General features: G+C 65.0%; 20 protein-coding genes and 1 tRNA gene. 14 read left to right on the top strand and 7 right to left on the bottom strand.

Features of this window, described 5'->3' with window-relative positions; translation table 11 throughout:
• Positions 1–264 precede the first annotated feature (264 nt).
• Positions 265–900 carry a uracil phosphoribosyltransferase gene (gene upp / locus ACWA1U_RS06705; RefSeq protein ID WP_463724564.1) on the bottom strand — a complete coding sequence of 212 codons (636 nt, stop codon included), beginning with the start codon at positions 898–900 and terminating at the stop codon, positions 265–267.
• 23 nt (positions 901–923) lie between these two features.
• On the opposite strand from upp, the gene tadA reads away from it, so the two are divergent.
• Complete coding sequence (tadA, locus tag ACWA1U_RS06700) at positions 924–1,403, top strand: tRNA adenosine(34) deaminase TadA (RefSeq protein WP_463724563.1); 480 nt, start codon at positions 924–926, stop codon at positions 1,401–1,403.
• Positions 1,404–1,686: 283 nt separating this feature from the next.
• Positions 1,687–1,776: transfer RNA gene (locus ACWA1U_RS06695), tRNA-Ser, on the top strand.
• A 64-nt stretch (positions 1,777–1,840) separates the two neighbouring features.
• Here ACWA1U_RS06695 and ACWA1U_RS06690 read toward each other — a convergent pair.
• Positions 1,841–2,611, bottom strand: a complete 771-nt coding sequence (locus tag ACWA1U_RS06690; protein ID WP_463724562.1) for a type 1 glutamine amidotransferase domain-containing protein — start codon at positions 2,609–2,611, stop codon at positions 1,841–1,843.
• Between the two features lie 46 nt (positions 2,612–2,657).
• Complete coding sequence (locus ACWA1U_RS06685; protein ID WP_463724561.1) at positions 2,658–2,960, bottom strand: ArsR/SmtB family transcription factor; 303 nt, start codon at positions 2,958–2,960, stop codon at positions 2,658–2,660.
• A 90-nt stretch (positions 2,961–3,050) separates the two neighbouring features.
• Here ACWA1U_RS06685 and ACWA1U_RS06680 point away from each other — a divergent pair, with 90 nt between their 5' ends.
• The 10 genes from ACWA1U_RS06680 to ACWA1U_RS06635 all read left to right on the top strand — a co-directional run bounded on the left by ACWA1U_RS06680 (position 3,051) and on the right by ACWA1U_RS06635 (position 16,067).
• Positions 3,051–4,103 (top strand): SDR family oxidoreductase, encoded by a 1,053-nt coding sequence (locus ACWA1U_RS06680; RefSeq protein ID WP_463724560.1) that lies wholly within the window; start codon positions 3,051–3,053, stop codon positions 4,101–4,103.
• A gap of 40 nt (positions 4,104–4,143) precedes the next feature.
• Complete coding sequence (locus ACWA1U_RS06675) at positions 4,144–4,611, top strand: 23S rRNA (pseudouridine(1915)-N(3))-methyltransferase RlmH (RefSeq protein ID WP_463724559.1); 468 nt, start codon at positions 4,144–4,146, stop codon at positions 4,609–4,611.
• A gap of 114 nt (positions 4,612–4,725) precedes the next feature.
• Positions 4,726–5,325 carry a hypothetical protein gene (locus ACWA1U_RS06670; protein WP_463724558.1) on the top strand — a complete coding sequence of 200 codons (600 nt, stop codon included), beginning with the start codon at positions 4,726–4,728 and terminating at the stop codon, positions 5,323–5,325.
• A gap of 84 nt (positions 5,326–5,409) precedes the next feature.
• Positions 5,410–6,132: a YcnI family copper-binding membrane protein gene (locus ACWA1U_RS06665; RefSeq protein ID WP_463724557.1), complete on the top strand. Its 723-nt coding sequence runs from the start codon at positions 5,410–5,412 to the stop codon at positions 6,130–6,132.
• A gap of 93 nt (positions 6,133–6,225) precedes the next feature.
• Entirely contained in the window at positions 6,226–6,933 is a 708-nt protein-coding gene (locus tag ACWA1U_RS06660; protein ID WP_463724556.1) for a DUF4232 domain-containing protein, read from the top strand.
• A gap of 81 nt (positions 6,934–7,014) precedes the next feature.
• Entirely contained in the window at positions 7,015–11,715 is a 4,701-nt protein-coding gene (locus ACWA1U_RS06655) for an ATP-dependent helicase (RefSeq protein ID WP_463724555.1), read from the top strand.
• Positions 11,708–12,508 carry an Fpg/Nei family DNA glycosylase gene (locus ACWA1U_RS06650; RefSeq protein WP_463724554.1) on the top strand — a complete coding sequence of 267 codons (801 nt, stop codon included), beginning with the start codon at positions 11,708–11,710 and terminating at the stop codon, positions 12,506–12,508. The genes ACWA1U_RS06655 and ACWA1U_RS06650 overlap by 8 nt, the downstream gene beginning before the upstream one ends.
• Positions 12,505–14,427 (top strand): DUF6541 family protein, encoded by a 1,923-nt coding sequence (locus ACWA1U_RS06645; protein WP_463724553.1) that lies wholly within the window; start codon positions 12,505–12,507, stop codon positions 14,425–14,427. Before ACWA1U_RS06650 ends, ACWA1U_RS06645 begins: the two co-directional genes overlap by 4 nt.
• Before the next feature lie 23 nt (positions 14,428–14,450).
• Positions 14,451–15,374 (top strand): RluA family pseudouridine synthase, encoded by a 924-nt coding sequence (locus ACWA1U_RS06640; protein WP_463724960.1) that lies wholly within the window; start codon positions 14,451–14,453, stop codon positions 15,372–15,374.
• Positions 15,375–15,401: 27 nt separating this feature from the next.
• Positions 15,402–16,067 carry a DedA family protein gene (locus tag ACWA1U_RS06635; protein WP_463724552.1) on the top strand — a complete coding sequence of 222 codons (666 nt, stop codon included), beginning with the start codon at positions 15,402–15,404 and terminating at the stop codon, positions 16,065–16,067.
• A 42-nt stretch (positions 16,068–16,109) separates the two neighbouring features.
• Here ACWA1U_RS06635 and ACWA1U_RS06630 read toward each other — a convergent pair whose 3' ends face one another.
• Positions 16,110–16,433: a hypothetical protein gene (locus ACWA1U_RS06630; protein ID WP_463724551.1), complete on the bottom strand. Its 324-nt coding sequence runs from the start codon at positions 16,431–16,433 to the stop codon at positions 16,110–16,112.
• A gap of 22 nt (positions 16,434–16,455) precedes the next feature.
• On the opposite strand from ACWA1U_RS06630, the gene ACWA1U_RS06625 reads away from it, so the two are divergent.
• The gene (locus ACWA1U_RS06625; protein WP_463724550.1) at positions 16,456–17,292 is read left to right on the top strand and encodes a hypothetical protein; all 837 of its coding nucleotides are present in this window, start codon (positions 16,456–16,458) and stop codon (positions 17,290–17,292) included.
• A gap of 25 nt (positions 17,293–17,317) precedes the next feature.
• On the opposite strand, the gene ACWA1U_RS06620 is transcribed toward ACWA1U_RS06625, so the two are convergent.
• Positions 17,318–18,511: an acyl-CoA dehydrogenase family protein gene (locus tag ACWA1U_RS06620; RefSeq protein ID WP_463724549.1), complete on the bottom strand. Its 1,194-nt coding sequence runs from the start codon at positions 18,509–18,511 to the stop codon at positions 17,318–17,320.
• Positions 18,512–18,541: 30 nt separating this feature from the next.
• Positions 18,542–19,318 (bottom strand): 3-hydroxyacyl-CoA dehydrogenase, encoded by a 777-nt coding sequence (locus tag ACWA1U_RS06615; protein WP_463724548.1) that lies wholly within the window; start codon positions 19,316–19,318, stop codon positions 18,542–18,544.
• 157 nt (positions 19,319–19,475) lie between these two features.
• Between ACWA1U_RS06615 and ACWA1U_RS06610 the strand changes: the two genes are divergently transcribed.
• The gene (locus ACWA1U_RS06610; RefSeq protein WP_463724547.1) at positions 19,476–20,567 is read left to right on the top strand and encodes a glycoside hydrolase family 76 protein; all 1,092 of its coding nucleotides are present in this window, start codon (positions 19,476–19,478) and stop codon (positions 20,565–20,567) included.
• Here the strand turns inward: ACWA1U_RS06610 and ACWA1U_RS06605 are convergent.
• Complete coding sequence (locus tag ACWA1U_RS06605; protein WP_463724546.1) at positions 20,526–20,948, bottom strand: hypothetical protein; 423 nt, start codon at positions 20,946–20,948, stop codon at positions 20,526–20,528. The two genes, ACWA1U_RS06610 and ACWA1U_RS06605, sit on opposite strands and share 42 nt — an antisense overlap.
• Positions 20,949–21,061: the final 113 nt, after the last annotated feature.

Raw genomic sequence — 21,061 nt, 5'->3', positions numbered from 1 at the left:
GCTGCTGAGTTGGTGTTCACAATCCGAATTATTGCACGTAACAATCACTTACGCGCAAGTAACAATGATAAAGAGTCCGCATCTTGGACTATCCGACGAATGGACGAACTGTCATCCTCCCGCAGAAACGCGCCGTTCCCAATCGACAATATGACCATTCTTGACCGCGTGTGGTGTCGGATCGTCCACTATGTGAACCGGTTGCCCAGATTGGACCAATCACAACTCGTCTAGCGCTGGACACCCCGCGCAGGAACAGCCCGACTAGCCCACCACGCCGTACAGGCGGTCTCCGGCATCGCCCAGGCCGGGCACAATGTAGGACTTCTCGTTGAGCTTCTCGTCGATGGATGCGAGCACGATAGTCACGTTTTTCCCATCCAGTTCCTGCTTCAGGGCTTCCAACCCCTCGGGGGCAGCGAGCAGGCAGATGCAGGTAACGTCAGCGGCGCCCCGGCGGAAGAGGAACTTGATCGCTTCGCGCAGCGTACCTCCGGTAGCCAGCATGGGATCGAGTACAAAGACCTGGCGGCCCGTCAGGTCGTCAGGAAGGCGCTCGGCGTAGGTAATCGCTTCGAGGGTTTCCTCGTTCCGCGCCATCCCCAGGAACCCCACTTCGGCCGTCGGGACGAGCCGGGTCATTCCTTCCAGCATTCCAAGGCCAGCTCGCAGGATCGGCACCACGAGCGGCGTCGGCTTGACGAGGCCGGTTCCGATGGTCGAGGTCACCGGCGTCTCGATCTCCACGGGCTCGACCCGGACGTCGCGGGTGGCCTCGTAAGCGAGGAGCGTGACCAGTTCCTCGGTCAGCAACCGGAAAACGGGCGACGACGTATTTTTGTCCCGCAGAACCGTCAGTTTGTGGGCTACCAGGGGATGGTCGACAACCAGTACTCGCATTGGTCAAAAGTATCATTGGGCTCATGCCCCCCTTCCCCGCCTCCTCAGCACCGGATCATGCCGCACTGATGCGTTTGGCGTTGCAGGCGGCACAGCGGGCGCTGGACACCGGGGACGTGCCAATCGGCGCCGTCGTCGTCGGTCCGGACGGCACAGTACTCGGGACCGGTTGGAACGAGCGCGAGGCGACGGGCGACCCAACCGCACACGCTGAGGTCCTCGCCATCCGGCGTGCCGCGGAAGTGCTTGGGGAATGGCGGCTTGAGGGCTGCACGCTGGTGGTGACGCTCGAACCGTGCTCCATGTGCGCCGGGGCGAGTGTGCTGGCGCGGATACCGCGGGTTGTTTTTGGGGCCTGGGATGAGAAGGCCGGGGCCGCGGGTTCTGTGTTCGACGTTCTGCGGGAGCGTCGGCTGAACCACTGGACTGAAGTCTTCCCCGGTGTGTTGGAAGAGGAGTGCGCACGCCTGCTGACTGATTTCTTCGAGGTGCGCAGGCACTGACCGTCCTGCAGGAGCCTGCGCAAGAACGACGCCGTCGACCTTGGCAACCTCCGCAAGTCGAACGGCCAGAAATCGCCGGGACATGATCTTGTTGGACACTTTCTTGGACATCGCAGTCTCCCACCACGTGGAAGCAAAGTGAGCGGTTTGTGCTGACGTCCCAGCGTGCAAGCCAACGCCACCAGGTTTTCTTTCCTTCTTCGCTGACACTTTTGGTGCGCCGATGAAGCCTTTCGGGCCCATTTTGGGAGTGGTGCTCTTGAGCCGGTAAAGTGACACCGTTGGTGACGTGTCCGAGCGGCCGAAGGTGCAACACTCGAAATGTTGTTTGGTGTAAAAGCCAACGTGGGTTCAAATCCCACCGTCACCGCCAACTGAGAAGGCCCTGCTCCCCAATGTGAACTTTGGGATGCAGGGCCTTCTCTCGTCTGACGCTTCTACTGCTGCTGCTCAGCTTCCGCAGCGGCTTTCTCAGCATCCTTCTCGGCGCGCAGAGCTTCGGCATCGTGCTGCTCTTCGGCCTTCTCCTGATGGATGACCTCTGCGAAAAGCTTCTCCATCTCCTTGGCCACACCAGCAGCCGACGCCGGGTTCTGGCCGGTCACCAGCCGTTCGTCGACCACGACTTTCTCTTCGAAGACTTCAGCGGAAACGTGCGTGGCGCCTTGTTCCTCCAGACTGTCGGCCAGGAAGAACGGGATGACCTTGTCTTTCCCTGCGGCAACCTCTTCGTCATTGGTGAAGGCAGCCACTTCCCTGCCCTCGACGAGGCGAAGCCCGTTGTCCAACTCCACATTCAACAGGCCAGCCGGCCCGTGGCAGACAGCACCGACCAGGCCGCCCGCGTTGTAGACGCTGGCCACGAGGTTCTGCAGGCCCTTGCTTTCCGGGAAATCCCACATGGTTCCGTGGCCGCCCACGAGGTAGACGGCGTCGTACTGGTCCGGATCGACCACGTCCACGCGGGCAGTGTTGTAAAGGCCGGCGCGGGTGGTTTCGTCTTCCGTAAAGGCGACCTGGATGGGGTCTTTCGAGTCCACTTCGTCCCGCGGTGGCTGCCCGCCCTTGATTGAGGCGAAATCGACGAAGTGCCCTGAATCCTTGAACACTTTCCAGGGGTGCGCGGCCTCGGCCACGTTGTAGCCGGTCTTCTCTCCGGTGTCGCCGATCTCCGAAACGCTGGTCAGTACCATGAGGATTTTCTTCATGCTTCCACCCTACGCCCGCGCGGAATTGCGCCCCACCGGCGCGGCCTCAGATGATCCCGCCAAGCTGCCTGATGACTTTCTCGTTCCTCTGGTAGTGGGTCCAAGGACCTATGCGCTGACTGGTAACCAGTCCCGCGCGCTGAAGTGTGGCCATGAACTGTGACGCGGTTGATTGCGAGACACCCGCCCGTGCCTGAATATGTTTCAGGCACACGCCCACCTCCATCGCTGGCTGCTCCTGGGCAGGGAAAGACTCAGGGTCCTTCAACCAATGCATGATGCACAGGCGCGTGGGATGCCCCAACGCCTTGAACACCTGAACCAACTCTTCGTCATTTAACCCGCTCATCTGACCATTCTATCGACAATTCGCGATCTACCGATGTTGTGGTAGAAATAAGATCGTAATTTCACGATATGACGATTAGAAGGTGGATACATGGCGGACAAGACAGCCCTCGTTGTAGGGGCGCGCGGAGTCATCGGTGGGAACCTGGTCGATCATCTCGATCAGCTTGGCGACTGGAACGTCATTGGACTCTCCCGGCGAGGTGGGAAGGACAACGGTCGGGTGCGGTACATCGCTGTGGACCTGCTTGACCGGGATGACACCGAGCGGAAGCTCTCTTCGTTGGCGGAAGTGACGCACATCTTTTACGCCGCCTTCCAAGACCGGCCGTCCTGGACCGAACTGGTTGCACCCAATCTGGCGATGCTCGTCAATACTGTTGAAGTCATCGAAGCCGCATCCCCCGCGTTGGAACATGTGTCATTAATGCAGGGCTACAAGGTATACGGAGCGCATCTGGGTCCATTCGCAACCCCGGCAAAGGAGGACGCTCCCGCGCATATGCCGCCGGAGTTCAACGTTGACCAGCAGCAATTCCTCGAAGCGCAGCAGGAAGGCAAGACCTGGACCTGGTCCGCGCTACGGCCCTCCGTGGTGTGCGGTATTGCCCTGGGCAATCCCATGAACCTCGCTATGGCCATCGCCGTCTACGCCTCCATCAGCAAGGAACTCGGCATTCCGCTGCGGTTCCCCGGAAAGCCCGGCGCGTACTCCAGCCTCATTGAAATGACTGACGCCGGGCTTCTGGCGAAAGCCACGGTCTGGGCAGCCACGAACCCTTCCAGCGCTAACCAGGCCTACAACATCACCAACGGCGACCTTTTCCGCTGGGAAAGCATGTGGCCGAAGATTGCGAAATTCTTCGATCTGGAAACCGCGCCGCCCCTACCAATGTCGCTCGCAAACATCATGGAGGACAAAGCGCCACTCTGGGAGAACATGAGCTTCAAACACGGCCTGCAACCCATCCCCTACGAAGACATCTCCTCCTGGAAATTCGGCGACTTCGTCTTCGCATGGGATTACGACGTCCTCTCAGACAGCTCCAAAGCCCGCCGCTCCGGATTCCACGAGTACATCGACACGGAAGAAATGTTCCTGGGAATCTTCCAGAACCTTCGCGACCAGAAAATCATCCCCTAGCGCGGCGGTCCCATTCCCGAGCCGGTACTAGCGTGGAGACATGGTATTGCGCGCACTGGCAGTCGGCCGGAAACACGAATCATGGGTAGCCGAGGGCATCACCCGGTATGAGAAGCGGCTCAAAAAGCCCTTCGACCTCACCTGGCAGCTCATCCCGCACTCAGCCCGCGAAGGCGATGCCGCCCGCGAGGAGGAATCCGCCCGCCTCCTCGAGCGCCTCACCGGGAAGAACGCCACCGACTACGTCATCCTCCTTGACGAACGCGGCAAGGCCATCGACTCCCCCGCGCTGGCGGCCAGGCTGCAGCAGCAGCTCGATGCCTCCCGCAACCTCACGGTGATCATCGGCGGCGCCTACGGCGTCAACCAGGAAATACACCAGCGGGCAGACTTCATCTGGTCCCTCTCACCCCTGGTTTTTCCGCACCAGCTGGTCCGGCTCATCCTCGCTGAACAGCTCTACCGGTCCCAGGAGATCGCAGGGCGCCGCTCCTATCATCACGAGTAGGCGCCCGACCGAGCCAAACTGTCACCGGCAGCGAATACAGTTGGACAGCACCCGAGCTTCTACATGCCGTAGAAGCTCAAGCTCCGGCGCACAATCCAGAGAAGGAGGGGACTGATGGCCAGCACTCACGCACGCATCGTGCGGGCAGTGGCTACCGCCGTCGTCGTCTTCTCCCTTGCTACCGGCGCACACGTTGCTGGCGGAGCGGCACTGCCGAGTCCACTGATCCTCGCCGCACTGGCAGCGTCCACGCTGCTCGCGGTGACCGTGCTGGCGCGGAAAAAGCTCTCACTCACCGCCGTCATCGGCACTCTCGGCGCCGGCCAGTTCGCCCTCCACCAGGCGTTCACCACGTTGACGACGACGGCGGCATGCATTCCTGCGATGCGCGGGCACTTCGGTACGCAGCAGGTGCACTGCGCACACGCCGGCGCAATGGAGCATTCCCACGCGTTCGCCGTGTTCGACAGTCCGCTGATGTTCGCGGCCCACGCTGCCGCCGTCGTCGTGACTGCCCTCATGCTGTTCCACGGCGAGTCCGCGCTGCTGCTCGCGCTGCGTTGGTTCCAACCGCTTGCAGCGCTGCCGCGGCTCGCAACCTTCCCGCCGCATGCGAGGCTCGCTTCCGTTCCGGACGAACCTGCGCGGAACTACCTACACCCCTTCCTGAATATCCGGCCGCTACGCGGTCCACCGCTCCTCACCTCTCACTGATCACTACCCGGCGTCATGCCAGCGCTTCAACGCGCATTCCATACCCGACTGTCCTGACGGACAGCACCATTGAGAGGTAACACCATGAAGACTTCAGTTCGCCGTACCCTGACCGCGGCCGTAGCCACTACTGGCCTGATGGGATTGGGGCTTGCGGGCGCAGCCGCCCACGTCACAGTCAAAGCTGACACCACTGCAGCCGGCGCCTACGCCAACCTCACCGTCGCGTTTTCCCACGGCTGCGACGGCTCCTCGACCAACAAGCTGACCATTTCCCTACCGGAGCCGCTGATTGATGCCAAGCCGGAGATCGTTCCCGGCTGGAAGGTCGAGAAGGTCACCGAAACCCTTGACGAGCCGCTCACCCTGGACAATGGGTCAAGCGTCACCGAGCGGGTGGGCCAGATCGTGTACACAGCAGAAACACCCGTCGAAGACGGCTACCTGCAGAAGATGGACTTGTCAGTCCAACTGCCTGACGCTGATGGGGAAACCATCGCGTTCCCGGTCCTGCAGAGCTGCGTCGAGGGCGAGACCGACTGGGCCGAGATCCCCGCAGAGGGCGAAGACCCGCACAGCCTCGAAGCACCCGCGCCCACGGTCACTTTGACCGGAGCTGAAGGGGAACATGGGGAGGAAGAAGCCACCGAGGAGGAGACCGCGGAGGCCGCCAGCCTCGAAAGCGCATCCACGAACAGCGACTCGTCCGGGTCATCGGCCGCCGGGTGGGTGGGACTCGGGGCAGGCCTGCTCGGGCTCCTCGCCGGCGTCGTCGCGCTGATCCGCACCCGCAACGTCAAGGCATAGTCCGAGGCTGAACAGGTAACAATCCCTGCGTCAATCGGCCATGCGCCGGGGAGGCTGATTGACGCAGGGGGCCTGCCGCATAAGGGTGGACCCATGAACACCCGTGCATACGCGCCCCAGTGGCTTGCCGTCGTCGTCGTTGTTGGAACGCTCACCCTCGCCGGGTGCACCGCAAATAACGCGGCGGAGGAAGAGACCCCGCCGTCGTCGTCGGCCTCAACCACCGAGGCGACGGACGAAGCCACCGACAGCGCGACGTCGTCCGCGCCCGCGGAAACAACGGAACCGGCCGAGACAACTGCGCCGCCTGAGACAACTGAGCCGGCCGAAACTCCCGAACCAACCGACCCCGCGACCTCCGAACCCGCAGCTGAGGGAGTCTGCACGGCAGGCATGCTCGACGCCGTCCTGGAGACGGAGATGGGCGGCGGCGCGGCCGGAAGCGTGTACCGGCAGCTCATCTTCACCAACATCTCGGACAGAGAGTGTGACATCACCGGGTATCCGGGAGTGTCCTTCGTCGACGCTGCCGGCAACCAGGTGGGAGCACCCGCCGAACGCGAGCCAGGCGAATCCCCCGAGGTCAAGCTTGCGCCGGGCGAATCGGCGATTGCCGCCGTGAAGCAGACCCGCGCCGAGAACTTCGGCGCCGACTGCCAGGTGACCGACACCACCGGCCTGCGCGTGTACCCGCCGAACGCCACAGACTCACTCGTCGTCGATCAGGCGGGCACTGCCTGCGCCGCGACGAGCATTGTGATCATGTCGGTCAGCCCAGCGGAGCACCTCGCGCCGCAGTAACCCCCTGTCGCCAACGCTCCTTCCGCGCTGAGTGAGACCGCCCTGCCAAAAATTGTCAGAGCGGTGAGAGATGATGAAGCGATGGAATCGGTGCTCGGGAAATTCACGCCCGCCACGCGTCAGTGGTTCGAGGGAGCTTTCCTCGCGCCCACCCCTGCCCAGGAAGGGGCATGGAACGCGGTCTCGGCGGGTTCCCATGCGCTGGTCGTAGCCCCCACTGGATCAGGCAAAACCCTCGCTGCCTTCCTCTGGGCACTGGATAGCTTCATTGCCCGGCCCATCGAGGGCAAGCGGTCCACGCGCGTGCTGTATATCTCGCCGCTGAAGGCACTCGGCGTCGACGTTGAACGGAACCTCCGGGCACCACTGATCGGCATCACGCAGACCGCCAAAAGATTGGACCTCCCCGCACCGTCGGTGACCGTGGGCGTGCGGTCCGGAGACACCCCGCAGGCCGAGCGCCGGGCCCTGTTGACCCGCCCGCCGGACATCCTCATCACCACTCCTGAGTCCCTGTTCCTCATGCTCACTTCACGTGCCCGCGAGACGCTGATGGACCTCGACACAGTGATCATCGATGAGGTGCACGCCGTCGCCGGGACCAAGCGCGGCGCACATCTGGCGGTTTCACTGGCCCGCCTCGATGCGATGCTGGACCGGCCGGTGCAGCGGATCGGCCTTTCCGCGACCGTCGAGCCGAAGGAGACAGTCGCGCGATTCCTCGCGGGCAGCGCCCCGGTGGAGATCGTTGCCCCGCCGTCGAAGAAGTCATGGAACCTCACTGTCACCGTGCCAGTCGAGGACATGACCGCACTGGGCGGACCACCAACCAACGACGACGACGGCGGCCCCACCCCCCAGCCGAGCATCTGGCCCCACGTCGAAGAGAAAATTGTCGACCTGATCGAGACCAAGCGCTCCACGATCGTCTTCGCGAATTCGCGCCGGCTGGCTGAGCGCTTGACCGCCCGCCTGAACGAAATCCATGCCGAACGCAGGGAAGCAGCGGAGCTCGCGAAGACGCATGGGGACAGTAGCGCGGACAACGGCCCGGAGCGCGCCGACCGCACGGACCGCGCAGAACCCGTCCCACCGGCGAGACCGCCCGCCGAGATAATGGCACAAGCAGGCCAAACCGAGGGCGCGGAAGCGCTTCTCGCCCGCGCCCATCACGGTTCCGTCTCCAAGGACCAGCGGGCAATGATCGAGGATGACCTCAAGTCCGGCCGGCTGCGTTGCGTGGTGGCGACGTCGTCGTTGGAACTTGGCATCGACATGGGCGCAGTTGACCTGGTGATCCAGGTCGAGTCGCCGCACTCGGTGGCAAGCGGGCTGCAGCGAGTGGGCCGCGCGGGCCACCAGGTCGGCGAGGTGTCCGAAGGAGTCCTCTTCCCGAAGCATCGCGGTGACCTCGTGAACACTGCCGTCACAGTGGAGCGGATGCTCGCAGGCCAGATCGAGCCGCTGTTCATCCCCACCAATCCGCTGGACATCCTCGCCCAGCAGACCGTTGCGGCGTCCGCCCTGGGGACCATCGACGTGGAGGAGTGGTTCGACGTCGTGCGGAAATCGGCGCCGTTTGCCACCCTCCCGCGGTCCGCGTTCGAGGCGACCCTGGACTTGCTCGCCGGGCGCTACCCGTCGGATGAGTTCGCTGAACTGCGTCCCCGGATCATCTGGGACCGGGTCGAAGGAAGCATCACCGGCAGGCCCGGTGCGCAGCGGCTGGCCGTCACGTCGGGCGGCACCATCCCGGACCGCGGTCTGTTTGGTGTGTACCTGGTGGGTTCGGATGACTCCGCCCGAGGGGGCCGGCGGGTGGGCGAGCTTGACGAGGAAATGGTCTACGAATCCCGGGTCGGCGACGTCTTTGCGCTCGGGGCCACGAGTTGGCGGATCGAGGAGATCACCCACGACCGCGTGCTGGTCACCCCTGCGTTCGGCCAGCCCGGAAAGCTGCCGTTCTGGAAGGGCGATTCCCTCGGGCGTCCCGTGGAACTGGGCAAGGCGCTTGGACGCTTTGTCCGGGAGCTGTCCAATGCGACCGATGAAGAAGCAACCGCCCGGTGCACCAACAGCGGACTCGACGAATGGGCAGCGGGCAACCTGCTCACCTACCTGCGCGAACAGCAGGAGGCCACTGAGGTGGTCCCCAATGACCGAACGCTCGTCGTCGAGCGCTTCCACGACGAACTCGGCGACTGGCGTGTAGTCCTCCATAGCCCCTTCGGGATGCCCGTCCATGCTCCGTGGGCGCTGGCGGTCGGTGCACGCCTGGAACAGCGCTACGGCATGGACGGGTCAGCGATGGCCTCCGACGACGGCATAGTCCTCCGGGTGCCGCTCATGGAGGATGAACCACCCGGCGCCGAGCTTTTCCTCTTCGATGCCGAGGAGCTCGATGGGATCGTCACCGCTCAGGTAGGTGGGTCCGCTCTGTTCGCTTCCCGCTTCCGCGAGTGCGCCGCACGCGCCCTGCTCCTTCCCCGCCAGAACCCCTCCAAGCGCAGCCCGCTGTGGCTGCAACGCCAACGCTCCGCGCAGCTCCTCGACGTCGCGCGGAAGTTTCCGACCTTCCCGATCATCCTCGAGACTGTCAGGGAGGTACTCCAGGACGTTTATGACCTCCCGGCGTTGAAGGACATTGCCGGGCAGATCGACCGCCGTGAGCTGCGCATCGTTGAGACCACCACACCTCAACCCTCGCCGTTCGCGCGCACCATGCTCTTCGGGTACGTCGCCTCGTTCCTGTATGAAGGCGACTCCCCGCTCGCGGAACGCCGGGCCGCAGCCCTTTCCCTGGACCCGACCCTCCTCAACGAATTGCTGGGGCGCGCTGAACTTCGCGAACTCCTCGACGCCGGTGTCATCGCCGAAACCGAACTGGAGCTGCAGCGGCTTGCACCAGACCGGAAGGCCCGTGGACTCGAAGGTGTTGCCGACCTGCTGCGAATCCTTGGCCCGTTGACCGCCGCCGAGATTACCGAGCGCTCCGAAGAGCCTGAGGGCACCGCCGATTTCGTCGACGCTCTGGTCAAGGCCAACCGGGCACTGCGTGTCAACGTCGCCGGTGAGGAACGGATCGCCGCGGTAGAGGACGCCGCCCGGCTGCGTGACGCTTTGGGCGTGCCGCTGCCGATGGGCGTTCCGCTCGCCTTCATCGAGCCCGTCCCTGACCCACTGGGTGATCTGGTGAGCCGTTACGCCCGCACGCACGGCCCCTTCACCGCCGCGGAAGCTGCCACGAGGCTGGGCCTGGGTGTCGCCGTCGTCCTCACCGCCCTGCAGCGGCTCTCAGCTGACGGACGTGCCGTAGAGGGCGAGTTCCGGCCCACCGGTGCGTCCCCCGCCCACGAAGCCGCGCCCAGCGAGTGGTGTGACGCCGAGGTGCTGCGCAGGCTCCGGCGCCGCTCGCTGGCAGCACTCCGGCACGAGGTGGAGCCGGTGGACCCGGCCGCGTACGGCCGTTTCCTTCCCGTATGGCAGCACGTGGGTTCGGGGCTTCGAGGGCTCGACGGCGTTGCCACCGTGATCGACCAGCTTTCCGGCGTGCCCATCCCGGCCTCCGCGTGGGAACCGCTGATCCTGCGCTCGAGGGTCGCCAACTACGCGCCCGCGATGCTCGATGAGCTCGCCGCAACCGGAGAAGTGGTGTGGTCCGGTGCGGGTTCGCTGCCCGGCAATGACGGCTGGATCTCGCTGCACCTTGCCGAGAACGCACCCCTTACCCTGCTACCGGATCCCGCGTTCGAGCCGACCGCTGTGCAGCAGGAACTCCTTGACCTCCTCTCCGGCGGCGGGGCGTACTTTTTCAGGCAGCTCGTGCAGGGGCTTTCCAGGAGCGAACAGCCCTCTGACACAGCGGTGACCGCAGCGCTCTGGGACCTGGTGTGGGCTGGCCGCATCGGCAATGACACCTTCACGCCCGTGCGTGCGCTGCTTGCCGGCGGCAAGACGGCCCACAAACAGCGGACCCCCACCCCGCGGGCGAGGTCGGCCAGGATGGGTCGGCTGGGACGGGCGCCGTCCCTCACCGGGGCCAGCATGCGGCTGGCAGTGAACGACGCCGGCGCCAGCGGCTACCAGCGGAGCACTCCTCCACAGGTGGCGGGCCGGTGGTCGCTGCTCCCCGCACCCGAGAGCGACGCCACCATCCACGCCCACGCCACGGCCGAGCTCCTCATGGACCGGTACGGAGTGCTCACCCGCGGCGCAGTGGTGAGTGAGGGCATTCCCGGCGGGTTCGGGCTGATGTACAAGGTGCTTTCCCGGCTTGAGGAGATGGGCCGGTGCCGCCGGGGCTACTTCATCGAGCACCTCGGTGCCGCGCAGTTCGCAGTTCCTGCGACCGTGGACCGCTTGCGGTCCTTCAGCTCGGACGCACGGTCCGATCCCAATTTCACCACGAACGCCAAGGCTCCCTCCGCCGTCGCACTCGCTGCCACTGACCCGGCCAACCCGTTCGGTGCGGCCCTCGGCTGGCCGCAGCACGACGGCGGACACCGCCCGGGCAGGAAGGCCGGCGCGCTCGTGGTGCTGGTGGACGGGGAACTGGCGCTCTACGTGGAACGTGGCGGTAAAACCGTGCTGACGTACACCGAAGACGCCGGTGTGCTCGCCGCAGCAGCCGAGGCGCTGGTCCGTGCCATCCGGCAGGGTGCCACGGACAAGATGGCGGTCGAGAAGATCAACGGAGAGTTCGCGCTGGATTCCGAAGCAGGCCGCGCCCTGGCAGCGGCTGGTTTCTACACCACGCCGCGGGGGCTGAGGATCCGTGCCTGAGGGGGATACAGTCTGGCGCGCGGCACGCGACCTCGACCAGGCGCTGCATGGGCAACAGCTCACCCGGTGCGACATCCGCGTACCCAAGTTCGCCACGGTCGACTTCACGGGCATGACAGTCAGGAACGTCGTCGCGCGCGGCAAGCACCTGCTGATCCGTGTGGAGGAGGAGTGGACCATCCACTCCCACCTGAAGATGGAAGGGCTCTGGCACGTCTACCCCAAGGGTGGGAAGTGGAGACGGCCAGCGTTCAAGGCCCGCTGCATCCTCGAAACCGCTACGCAAACCGCAGTAGGGTTCGAGCTTGGATTCCTCCGGGTAATTGCGCAGAAGGAAGAGGACGACGCCGTCGGTTACCTTGGACCCGACCTGCTGGGCCGGGACTGGGATGCCGAAGAGGCGCTGCGGAGACTTCGCGCGGAGCCTGACCGTCCCATCGGACTGGCACTCCTCGATCAGCGGAACCTCGCCGGAGTCGGTAACGTTTACCGCTGCGAACTCTGTTTCCTGGCGGGCGAACACCCGCTCACTCCGGTGGGGGAGGTGAAGAACCTGCCACGGATGGTCGAGCTCGCCCACCGCCTGCTGGAGGTGAACAAGGCCCGCTCCACCCGCGCAACCACCGGCAACCTGCTCAGGGACCCGCTGTGGGTCTACGGGAGAGCCGACCGCGGGTGCCTGCGCTGCGGCACCAAGGTAGTCCGCAGCGAACTGGGCGACAACGAATTCGAACAGCGCGTGCTTTACCACTGCCCGCACTGCCAACCGGCCAAAGACCTAGGGAGACCATGAGCTGGCTAACCGTGCTACCGGGATTCCTGGTGGCGTTCGTAGTGCTGCTCGGCCCCGGTCTGGTGTGGGGCGCGGCGCTCGGCCTCCAGCGGCTCACCCTGCTTGCGTTGGCCGGCCCGCTGAGCGTAACTGCCGTCGTCGTCGCTGCCGAAGCGGCCGCCCTGGCGGGGATCGACTGGTCCCTCACGCCACTCATCGCGGTGAGCGCAGCCGTGGGCCTGTTGCTGTGGCTGGTCCGGCGGCGGTTCGGCCGGTTCATCGCCATGGATCCGGGGCGTTCCCTCCGCTGGACGCTCATCGCGTGGGCAGTTGCGGCCGTCCCCGTCGGCGGGATCATGCTGTGGATCTTCGGCGACCCGCAGAACATCGCTCAATCCCACGACAACATTTTCCACCTCAACGCCCTGCGCTACATCGGTGAGGTGCTGAACGCGTCTTCCCTACACCTCGGCTACCTGGGAACCCGCGCACCGGTCTTCTACCCGGCGGGCTGGCATGCGCTGGTGTCCGTCGTGATGATTTCAACCGGGGTGTCGATCCCCGCCGCGATCAACGTCGTGAACCTGGCAATCATCGTGACAATCTGGAGCACCGGCTGCCTGTTCCTCGTCACCCGGGTAACCGGCGAGCGCCGCACCGCGTTGCTCGTCGCGGCAGTGCTTTCCGGCGCCTACAGCAGCTTCCCCTACCTGCTCCTCGAGTTCGGCGTGGTGTTCCCGTTCATGCTCTCGATAGCCATCCTGCCTGCAGTGCTGGGCCTCGTCATCCAGTTGCTGGGCGTGGGCGCACCACAGCGCACGACGACGGCCGCGAACCTATTGCTGCTGGCGGGAGTACTTCCGGGGCTGGCGCTCTCCCACCCCGCGTCGATGGTCGGCGCCCTGGGGTTGAGCCTGCCGATCGTGGGCGCGGCGATGTACGCGAGGATCCGGCGGGGCACGGCGCCGTTCTGGCACACGCTGGCTGGCTTCGGCTTGTTTCTGCTGGTCCTCGGAACCGTATGGATGCGGCTGCGCCCTCCACGGGGCAGCTCAGATAACTGGGATGAACTCGGTGATGTTGGGCGCGCGCTCACTGATGTCCTCTTTCAGTCGCCACTCCAACGGCCCACGGCGTACCTTGCCGCCGCGCTCACCCTGGTGGGCGCCGTCGTCGTGCTCTATCGCAGGCGTCACCGGTGGACGCTCGCGCTGTATGCCCTCGCCGCAACGCTGTTTGTCGTGGGTAATTGGAAGGAAGCACCGGACCTACGGTGGATCTTCGGCGGCGTCTGGTACAACGACTACTTCCGGATCAGCGCCATGCTGCCCGTTGCCGGGATCCTTGTAGCCGCTGTCGGAGCAGTGGCGCTGCTTGACCTGATCGGGAAGCAGCGCGGGGTCCGGAGGGTGCTGCAAACGGGTGGCGGGGCTCGCATGGGGGCGGCCGCCATCGTACTTGTACTGGCGGCCGTGGCTCTGGCGCCGCTGGGAGCCGTGCAGCGCGGCGTTGCCGAAGCCGCCGCGAAGTACCGGTTCACCGAAGATTCCCACCTGCTGACCGTTGACGAACTCGCGCTGATCCAAGGGCTTCCTTCGGAGGTCGAGGAAGGCTCGGTCATTGTCGGGGTGCCGCTCACGGGCGCATCGCTTTCCTACTCATACACCGGACTTGCCACGCTCCTCCCCTACGGCACCTCGCCGGTCACCCCAGCGGGCAGGCTGCTGTTCGAATCGCTCGACGAGATGACCGGCAAGCCGGAAGTGTGTGCTGCGGTCGCGGAGACCGGCGCCGGCTACGTCCTGGATTTCGGTAGCCAATCGGTGCATCCGGGAGAGACCGTGAGCGTGCCGGGGCTGCAGAGCCTCACCGAGGGCAACGGGTTTGAACTGGCCGACAGTGAAGGTGACGCGAGGCTGTACCGGATCACAGGATGCTGACCCGCCGGTACGCTTGATGGGTGATGCAGTCCCCGCTCCCAGTACGCAACGGTGTCAACGCCACGCGGCTGCGGCTGCCTGAGGAGGGTCCGTGGGCCACCGCGCTGGAATACATCCTCGACCGGTGGGACCACGTGGATCCCAACGGGATCGCCGAGCGATTCGACCGCGGTGAAGTGGTGGCGCTCGGGGGCGAACGGCTGACCCGCGCCACCCCCCTGAGCCAGCACACCTTCATCTGGTACTACCGTGAACTCCCCATCGAGAAGCGGCTGCCCGTGGAGGTGAGCATCCTGCACCAGGACGAAAACCTGTTGGTGGTGGACAAGCCGCATTTCCTCCCCACCACACCGGGCGGGATGTACGTCGCGGAGTCGGCGCTGGTGCGGTTGAGGGTTCAGCTGGAACTGCCGGACCTCATCCCCATGCACCGCCTCGACCGGATGACCGCCGGCATCCTGATGTTTTCAACGAACCCGGCTACGCGCGGCGCGTACCAGCTCCTCTTCGAGAACAGGCTGATCCGCAAGGAATATGAGGCAGCCGCCGCCGTCGATCCCTCACTGGAGCTTGACGTTCACCCGCGCACGGTGCGCAGCCGGATCATCAAGTCCCGCACCTATCTGTTGGCGCAGGAGGTCGAGGGCGAGCCCAACGCGGAGACACGGATCCAGCTCGTCGGCGAGCGCGGCGGCGTGGGTCGCTACCGGCTGCAACCCCACACGGGAAAGACGCACCAGTTGCGGCTGCATATGGCAGGCCTCGGGCTCGGCATCCTTAATGACCCGTTCTACCCAGTGCTCCAGCCGCAGCAGGAGGACGACTACTCCAAGCCGCTCCAGCTACTTGCCCGCCACATCGAATTTACCGACCCGCTAACTTCGCGTCCGGCGTCGTTCACCAGCGGCCTTGAACTGTCCGCGTTGACGGAAAGTACGTGCTCATAGCGCGTCTACGCCTGTAGATTGTGGTGGGTGGACCTGTCAAGCATTTCCGAGTGGTCGGTGCTGATTCATCCGGCCACCCTGATTGTGGTGATCGCAGATGTGTTCGCACCCATCATGCCCTCGGAATTCCTCGTCATCGCCTCCGGGTCCCTGGCGTCCGAGGGTTCGGTGCTGCTTCCTCTTGCGCTGTTGACCGCTGTCGTTGGTAGCTGGCTTGGTGACCTCGCCCTGTTCATGCTCTTCCGCAACCGGCTCACGCACTGGCTGGACAGGTTCAGGTGGGGCCGGGCCGTGCACCGCGGGATCCGCTCCACCGTCGAAAAGGCGGGCAAATCGCCCACCTACGCGGGCGTCATCGCACTCCGCTTCCTGCCGGGCGGACGGACAGCGGGCGTCGCCGCAGCGGGAATCGCAGACATTCCGATGCGCCCGTTCATGGGCTGCGCCGCCGTCGGAGGCTTCCTGTGGTCCTGCTGGCTGGTGGGCCTGGGCTTCATCTCCGACGTCACAACCGGGTTCCCGATGTGGGCCAGTGCACTCCTGGGAATGGGTGTAGGTACTCTGGTGGGACTGATAATTGCCGCGTTCTTCGCGCTCAAGCAGCGCCGGGAGGTTCGAAAAACACATGAGCATGCCGACTCCACCCGACCACCGGCTGCCGAACCAACCTCCCCGGCCCCCCTCGACGAATAGACCAGCACAGGGGAACAGCGTCCTTGACCGGCTGAAAGCCGCTCAGCCGAAAGCCTCGGTACCCGCCGGAGATTCGGACCCACGCAGTACGACGACGGCGACGGCGGGCGCGGGCAGCGCGCCGGCTACGGAAAGCACGACGACGGCGGGCGTGCCCTCCCGCACCGAACGTCGTGCTGGCGGCGCACGCATCGTCCCCGCAGACAACGCGGTACCGGAAAAACTGAAGGCAACCGCCGTCACCGCATCAGCCTGGATGGCGAAGTCGGGCAGGCAGACGGCGTCGTGGACAGCATCGACCGGGCGCAGTGCAGCCGCGAACGTCAGTTCGTGGCGGGCGGACCAGATACGGCGCAACCTTGTCACCCTTACCGTCATTGGAACTCTCGTGGGCACTGCTGCCGTGGTGGGTCTGTTCGGCGGCGTGACCGAAATCCAGGCTTCCGAACTCTTCTCGCCTGACTTCACGCTTGTATCGCCGAGCCTGTTCTCGCTGTATATCTGGGCGCTGATCGGCCTGGGGATGATCGCATACACGGTGCATCAGTGGTTGCCCACGGAGATCGACAGCCCGCGCCACCGGAGGCTCGGCTGGGTGGTAATCGCAGCGCTGCTGCTCAACCTCGGCAGTGCGATGGCAATTCAGGCCGACCAGTTCGTACTGAGCCTCGGGCTTCATGGCGGGCTGCTCATGGCGCTCATGGTGTCGCTGCGCTGGCTCAACCGATGGTCGGCGGCGACCCGCCTTGAGGGTGCGCTGGTGGATGTCCCGCTAGGGCTGTTCCTCGGGTGGACCGGTTTCACGGCTCTCAGCCATACCGCTGCCGTCGTCACGCTTGAGGACTTCAACTGGCTCACTGACGACGCGTTTATCTGGGCAATGGTGGGACTCGGCGTCGTCGTCGTTGTTGGAAGTGTGATCTGTTCGCTGGACCGCGGGCGCATCGCCGTCGCGCTGGCCCTGGTGTGGGGATTCGCGTGGATCATCGTGGAGCGGCTGATCGGTGGGCTGCAATCCATGCCCGTCGCTGCGGCCACCGCGCTGGCGGTCTTCCTCATGCTCATCATCGCCGGATCACGCCGCCACCGCGTGGACCACTCCTACCGGCGGGACCTACGCGCCCGGCAGACAGCCAACCTGCCACCCATAGACCTGGTCGATGAGGATGATGATGACTACGAGTACATCGACGAGCCGGACAGTGACGGTTACCGCCGGAGTTGAGCCGTGACGCTTCGTCCCGTCGAATTCACAGGATGGCCGAAACGCCGGTGATGGCGCGGCCTGCTATGAGCGCGTTGATCTCGTACGAGCCCTCGTAGGTGTAGATCGCCTCGGCGTCGGAGAAAATCTTGGCCATTTTGTAGTCCGTGACGATGCCGTTCCCGCCGAAGATGGAACGGCCAAGCGCTACCGTCTCCCGCATCAAAGATGACGTGTAGGACTTCGCGAGCGCAGCCTGCGCCATGTCCGCACGGACGCTGCCGCCCCCCGGACCGTCGAGCAGGTCAGCTTCCTGCAACTGGGCAATACGGGCCATCATGCCAAGGCTCGCCGTCGTATTTCCGAGCATGCGGACCAGTTGCTCCTGGACCAGTTGGAAGCTGGCGATCGGTTTGCCGAACTGGTGGCGTTTGACGGCGTAGTCCCGGGCGGCGTCGAATGCGGCCAGTTGCTGCCCGACAGCCTGCCACCCCACGAGGATGCGTGAGCCGCGCAGCAGGCGCTTGGTGTCGTCGAAGCTGTTGATTCCGGCGAAGCGGTCCGCTTCGGAGACCCGCACGTTCTCGAGGGTGATGTCTGCGTTCTGCACCGTCCGCAGGGCGATCTTGTTCTCGATGATGGTCCTGGTGACGCCGGGCAGGTTCGCATCGAGGATAAAACCGCGCACCGCGCCGTCCGCGGTATCCCGTGCCCACAGCAGCATGTAGTCGCAGAAAGTGCCGTTGCCGATCCAGCGCTTGGCACCGTTGAGGACCCAGGTGTCGCCGTCGCGCGTTGCGATGGTGGCCATCCCGCCGGCCACGTCCGATCCGTGCTGGGGCTCCGTCAGCGCAAACGCCCCGGTGACCGTGAGGTCCATTGCGTCCCGCAGAAGCCGGTTCTTCTGGTCTTCGGTACCGAACTCGTGCAGCGCTTCGACGAAGAGGTCATGGTGCACCATGAAGAACGTGGCGAGGGAGGTGTCTGCTCGGGTGAGCTCAGCGATCACCATCCCGCTGAAAAGGTGGCTGTATCCCTGCTGTACGGGCGTGCTGAGGTTCAGGGCAGCGAGTTTGGGCAGCACTTCCATGGGGAATTCGGCGCGGTTCCACCAGTCTGTGGCGTGAGGGGCAATTTCCTTCGCCAGGAAGTCGCGTACATCCTCCAACTTGGCCTGCTCGGCCCCGCTGAGCAGGGACTCGAATCCGAGGAAGTCTGCGGATGGGAGGCTGCTCTCCATTGAGCTGTCCTTTCTAAGTTGCAACCGGGATTACCTGGGTGCCATCCGGATAGCGCCGTCCAGCCGGATGGTTTCACCGTTGAGCATCTGGTTCTCGATGATGTGCTGCACGAGCGCCGCGTATTCGGTAGCCTTCCCCAGCCGCGAGGGGTGGGGAACCTGCTGGCCCAGGGAGTCCTGGGCTTCCTGCGGCAGGCCCGCCATCATAGGCGTCTCGAAGATTCCAGGGGCGATGGTCATGACACGTATGAAGGACCGCGCCAGTTCACGCGCCACCGGAAGGGTCATTGCGGCGACCGCGCCCTTGGACGCTGCGTAGGCAGGCTGGCCGATCTGCCCGTCGAACGCCGCGACGGAGGCAGTGTTCACGATGACGCCACGCTCCTGCGTACCGGTTTCCGTCTGCACCGGGTCTGTAGCGGCAATGGCCTGCGCCGCGAGCCGAAGCACATTGAACGTGCCGATGAGGTTGATGTTGATGACTTTGGCGAACTGCTCAAGCGGAAGCACGCCGTCCCTGCCCAGCACCTTCCCGGGAGTCGCCACCCCGGCGCAGTTCACCACGATCCGCAGCGGTCCGAGCCCGACGGCGGCGTCCACCGCCGCCTGAACCTGGCCTTCGTCGGTCACATCGGCGGGAACGAACAGCGCCCGCTCGCCGAGCGAATCCGCAAACGCCGCCCCCTCTGACTGCGGGAGGTCGAGAATCACGACTGACGCGCCGTCGTCGTGCAGTCTCTGCACCGTTGCGCGCCCCAACCCGGACGCCCCGCCCGTCACCAGGGCAACAGAACCAGCACACTCCATGACATCTCCTTTGCGTCACTCGCTGCTTGCTCACCCGCACAAACGGCAGATTAGCTCATTCGAGCCTACTGTGATTCAGCCCACGGGGCACCCGGCGGGTGGCCGATTGTGCACTTTGCTCAATTCGAACGCAGGCATCACCGAATAGGGTGGCTCTATGCCCATCACAGACGCCCACACCCGGGCAGCCATTGCGGCTGGCTCAGTGACCGCTACGTTCGGTCACCGCCTGTTCGGCCTGCCGGGTACGCACCTGGGCGCCGTTCAGGAGCCGCGTCCCACCGGCGGCCCGTGGCACTACTGGTGGCAGGCGCACTACCTCGACTGCCTGCTCGACGCGACCGAGCGGGAAGCCCGGACTCAACAGGACCCACAGAACGACGACGGCGCCACGCACCGAGTGCGGGCACGCCGCCTTCTGACCACCATCCGGCTGCGGAACGGCGGCCGGTGGACGAACCGGTACTACGACGACATGGCGTGGCTCGCGCTCGCCGCCCTACGCGCTGCGGACATCGCGGGCACCCGGCCGCTGCACCTCCTCACGGGCGCGCTGGCCTCGGCTCACACACCGGACCTCGGCGGTGGGCTGTTCTGGAACACCTCCCGCGATTTCAAGAACGTGCCCGCCACAGCCCCGGCCGCGCTCTATTTCGCGCGCATCGGCCGCACGGAGGAAGCGCGGAGCATGATCGGGTGGCTGTACGGGCACCTTCAGGACTCTTCCACCGGGCTCCTCCTTGACGGCATCCGGACCCGCCGCGGGGAACTCGTGCGCGACATCTATACCTACAACCAGGGGCCCGTGCTCGGTGCATTGCTCACGCTTGGCGACCCGCTGAGCATGCGCCGCGCTGCCGAACTGGTGCACGCCGTGTCACGCGGGCTAACGCTTCCCTCGGGCGCCCTCCGGACGCACGGCGACGGAGATGGCGGGCTCTTCACCGGAATCCTTGCCCGCTATCTAGCGCTCGCGGCGGTATCCGGGTTACCGGAGGAAGCACGCTCCACCGCCAGGACCTTGATTACGACGACGGCGGACGGCCTCTGGGAGCGCCGCGCCGAGCGTGTGGTCGGCAGGCGCCGTCGTCGGGTGGCGCAGTTCCCGTCGGCGCCCGGTGAGGAAGTTGCGCCAGGCGCCGTCGAGCTTTCGACGCAGTTGCAGGCGTGGATGGTGTTCGAGGCTGCCGCGCGGGTCGAGCGTGAACTAGGACTTATCCAGCCGCTCTCGGGCGGGCTTATCCGCTAGGTCAACCACGAAGTATAGGAGCGCGCCGCCCGCAGCCATCCAACGGCGGGGATGCGCCGTGCCGCGGCTAACCAGCTGATTTTCCAGCCACTCATCGAAGCGAAGCGAAAGCACGCAGACCCCACAGGTCGCCGCTCCAAGCCCAACGGCGAGCGCCGCCCGGGCGGGCACGGGAAGTTTGACGGTGACCTCCTGGGTGCTGCCGTCCTCAACTGGAACGCGAGCGCCTTTCGAGAGCAGGATCGCGGCTCCTGCCCCGAGCACGACACCGGGGGTGATGACGAAACCCCGCTGCGTGGCCGGAGACCAGTCAGCGGGCCGAAGAAGGGTGAAAGCGCCGGTGGCAAGCGCTCCGACAATGGAGACAGGAAGCTTGTTCATGACCTCAACGCTACCGGTCGGACCTGCAGACTGATCAGTTGCAGGATGCCTGCGTCACCCCAACCAAACCGCAGGTTCACCGGTCCTGTGCCACATGGGGCTCACTGACGGCT

The organism is Arthrobacter sp. TRD_SC_6, assembly GCF_055361185.1.
Note: the sequence above shows the minus strand (reverse complement) of the source record. Positions and strands in the feature narration are given on the sequence as shown.

What these genes read in the sequence shown, in the direction of transcription:
- upp (WP_463724564.1), bottom strand. Translation starts at nt 900, where the DNA reads ATGCGAGTACTGGTTGTCGACCATCCCCTGGTAGCCCACAAACTGACG.
- tadA (WP_463724563.1), top strand. Translation starts at nt 924, where the DNA reads ATGCCCCCCTTCCCCGCCTCCTCAGCACCGGATCATGCCGCACTGATG.
- ACWA1U_RS06690 (WP_463724562.1), bottom strand. Translation starts at nt 2,611, where the DNA reads ATGAAGAAAATCCTCATGGTACTGACCAGCGTTTCGGAGATCGGCGAC.
- ACWA1U_RS06685 (WP_463724561.1), bottom strand. Translation starts at nt 2,960, where the DNA reads ATGAGCGGGTTAAATGACGAAGAGTTGGTTCAGGTGTTCAAGGCGTTG.
- ACWA1U_RS06680 (WP_463724560.1), top strand. Translation starts at nt 3,051, where the DNA reads ATGGCGGACAAGACAGCCCTCGTTGTAGGGGCGCGCGGAGTCATCGGT.
- ACWA1U_RS06675 (WP_463724559.1), top strand. Translation starts at nt 4,144, where the DNA reads ATGGTATTGCGCGCACTGGCAGTCGGCCGGAAACACGAATCATGGGTA.
- ACWA1U_RS06670 (WP_463724558.1), top strand. Translation starts at nt 4,726, where the DNA reads ATGGCCAGCACTCACGCACGCATCGTGCGGGCAGTGGCTACCGCCGTC.
- ACWA1U_RS06665 (WP_463724557.1), top strand. Translation starts at nt 5,410, where the DNA reads ATGAAGACTTCAGTTCGCCGTACCCTGACCGCGGCCGTAGCCACTACT.
- ACWA1U_RS06660 (WP_463724556.1), top strand. Translation starts at nt 6,226, where the DNA reads ATGAACACCCGTGCATACGCGCCCCAGTGGCTTGCCGTCGTCGTCGTT.
- ACWA1U_RS06655 (WP_463724555.1), top strand. Translation starts at nt 7,015, where the DNA reads ATGGAATCGGTGCTCGGGAAATTCACGCCCGCCACGCGTCAGTGGTTC.
- ACWA1U_RS06645 (WP_463724553.1), top strand. Translation starts at nt 12,505, where the DNA reads ATGAGCTGGCTAACCGTGCTACCGGGATTCCTGGTGGCGTTCGTAGTG.
- ACWA1U_RS06640 (WP_463724960.1), top strand. Translation starts at nt 14,451, where the DNA reads ATGCAGTCCCCGCTCCCAGTACGCAACGGTGTCAACGCCACGCGGCTG.
- ACWA1U_RS06620 (WP_463724549.1), bottom strand. Translation starts at nt 18,511, where the DNA reads ATGGAGAGCAGCCTCCCATCCGCAGACTTCCTCGGATTCGAGTCCCTG.
- ACWA1U_RS06615 (WP_463724548.1), bottom strand. Translation starts at nt 19,318, where the DNA reads ATGGAGTGTGCTGGTTCTGTTGCCCTGGTGACGGGCGGGGCGTCCGGG.
- ACWA1U_RS06610 (WP_463724547.1), top strand. Translation starts at nt 19,476, where the DNA reads ATGCCCATCACAGACGCCCACACCCGGGCAGCCATTGCGGCTGGCTCA.
- ACWA1U_RS06605 (WP_463724546.1), bottom strand. Translation starts at nt 20,948, where the DNA reads ATGAACAAGCTTCCTGTCTCCATTGTCGGAGCGCTTGCCACCGGCGCT.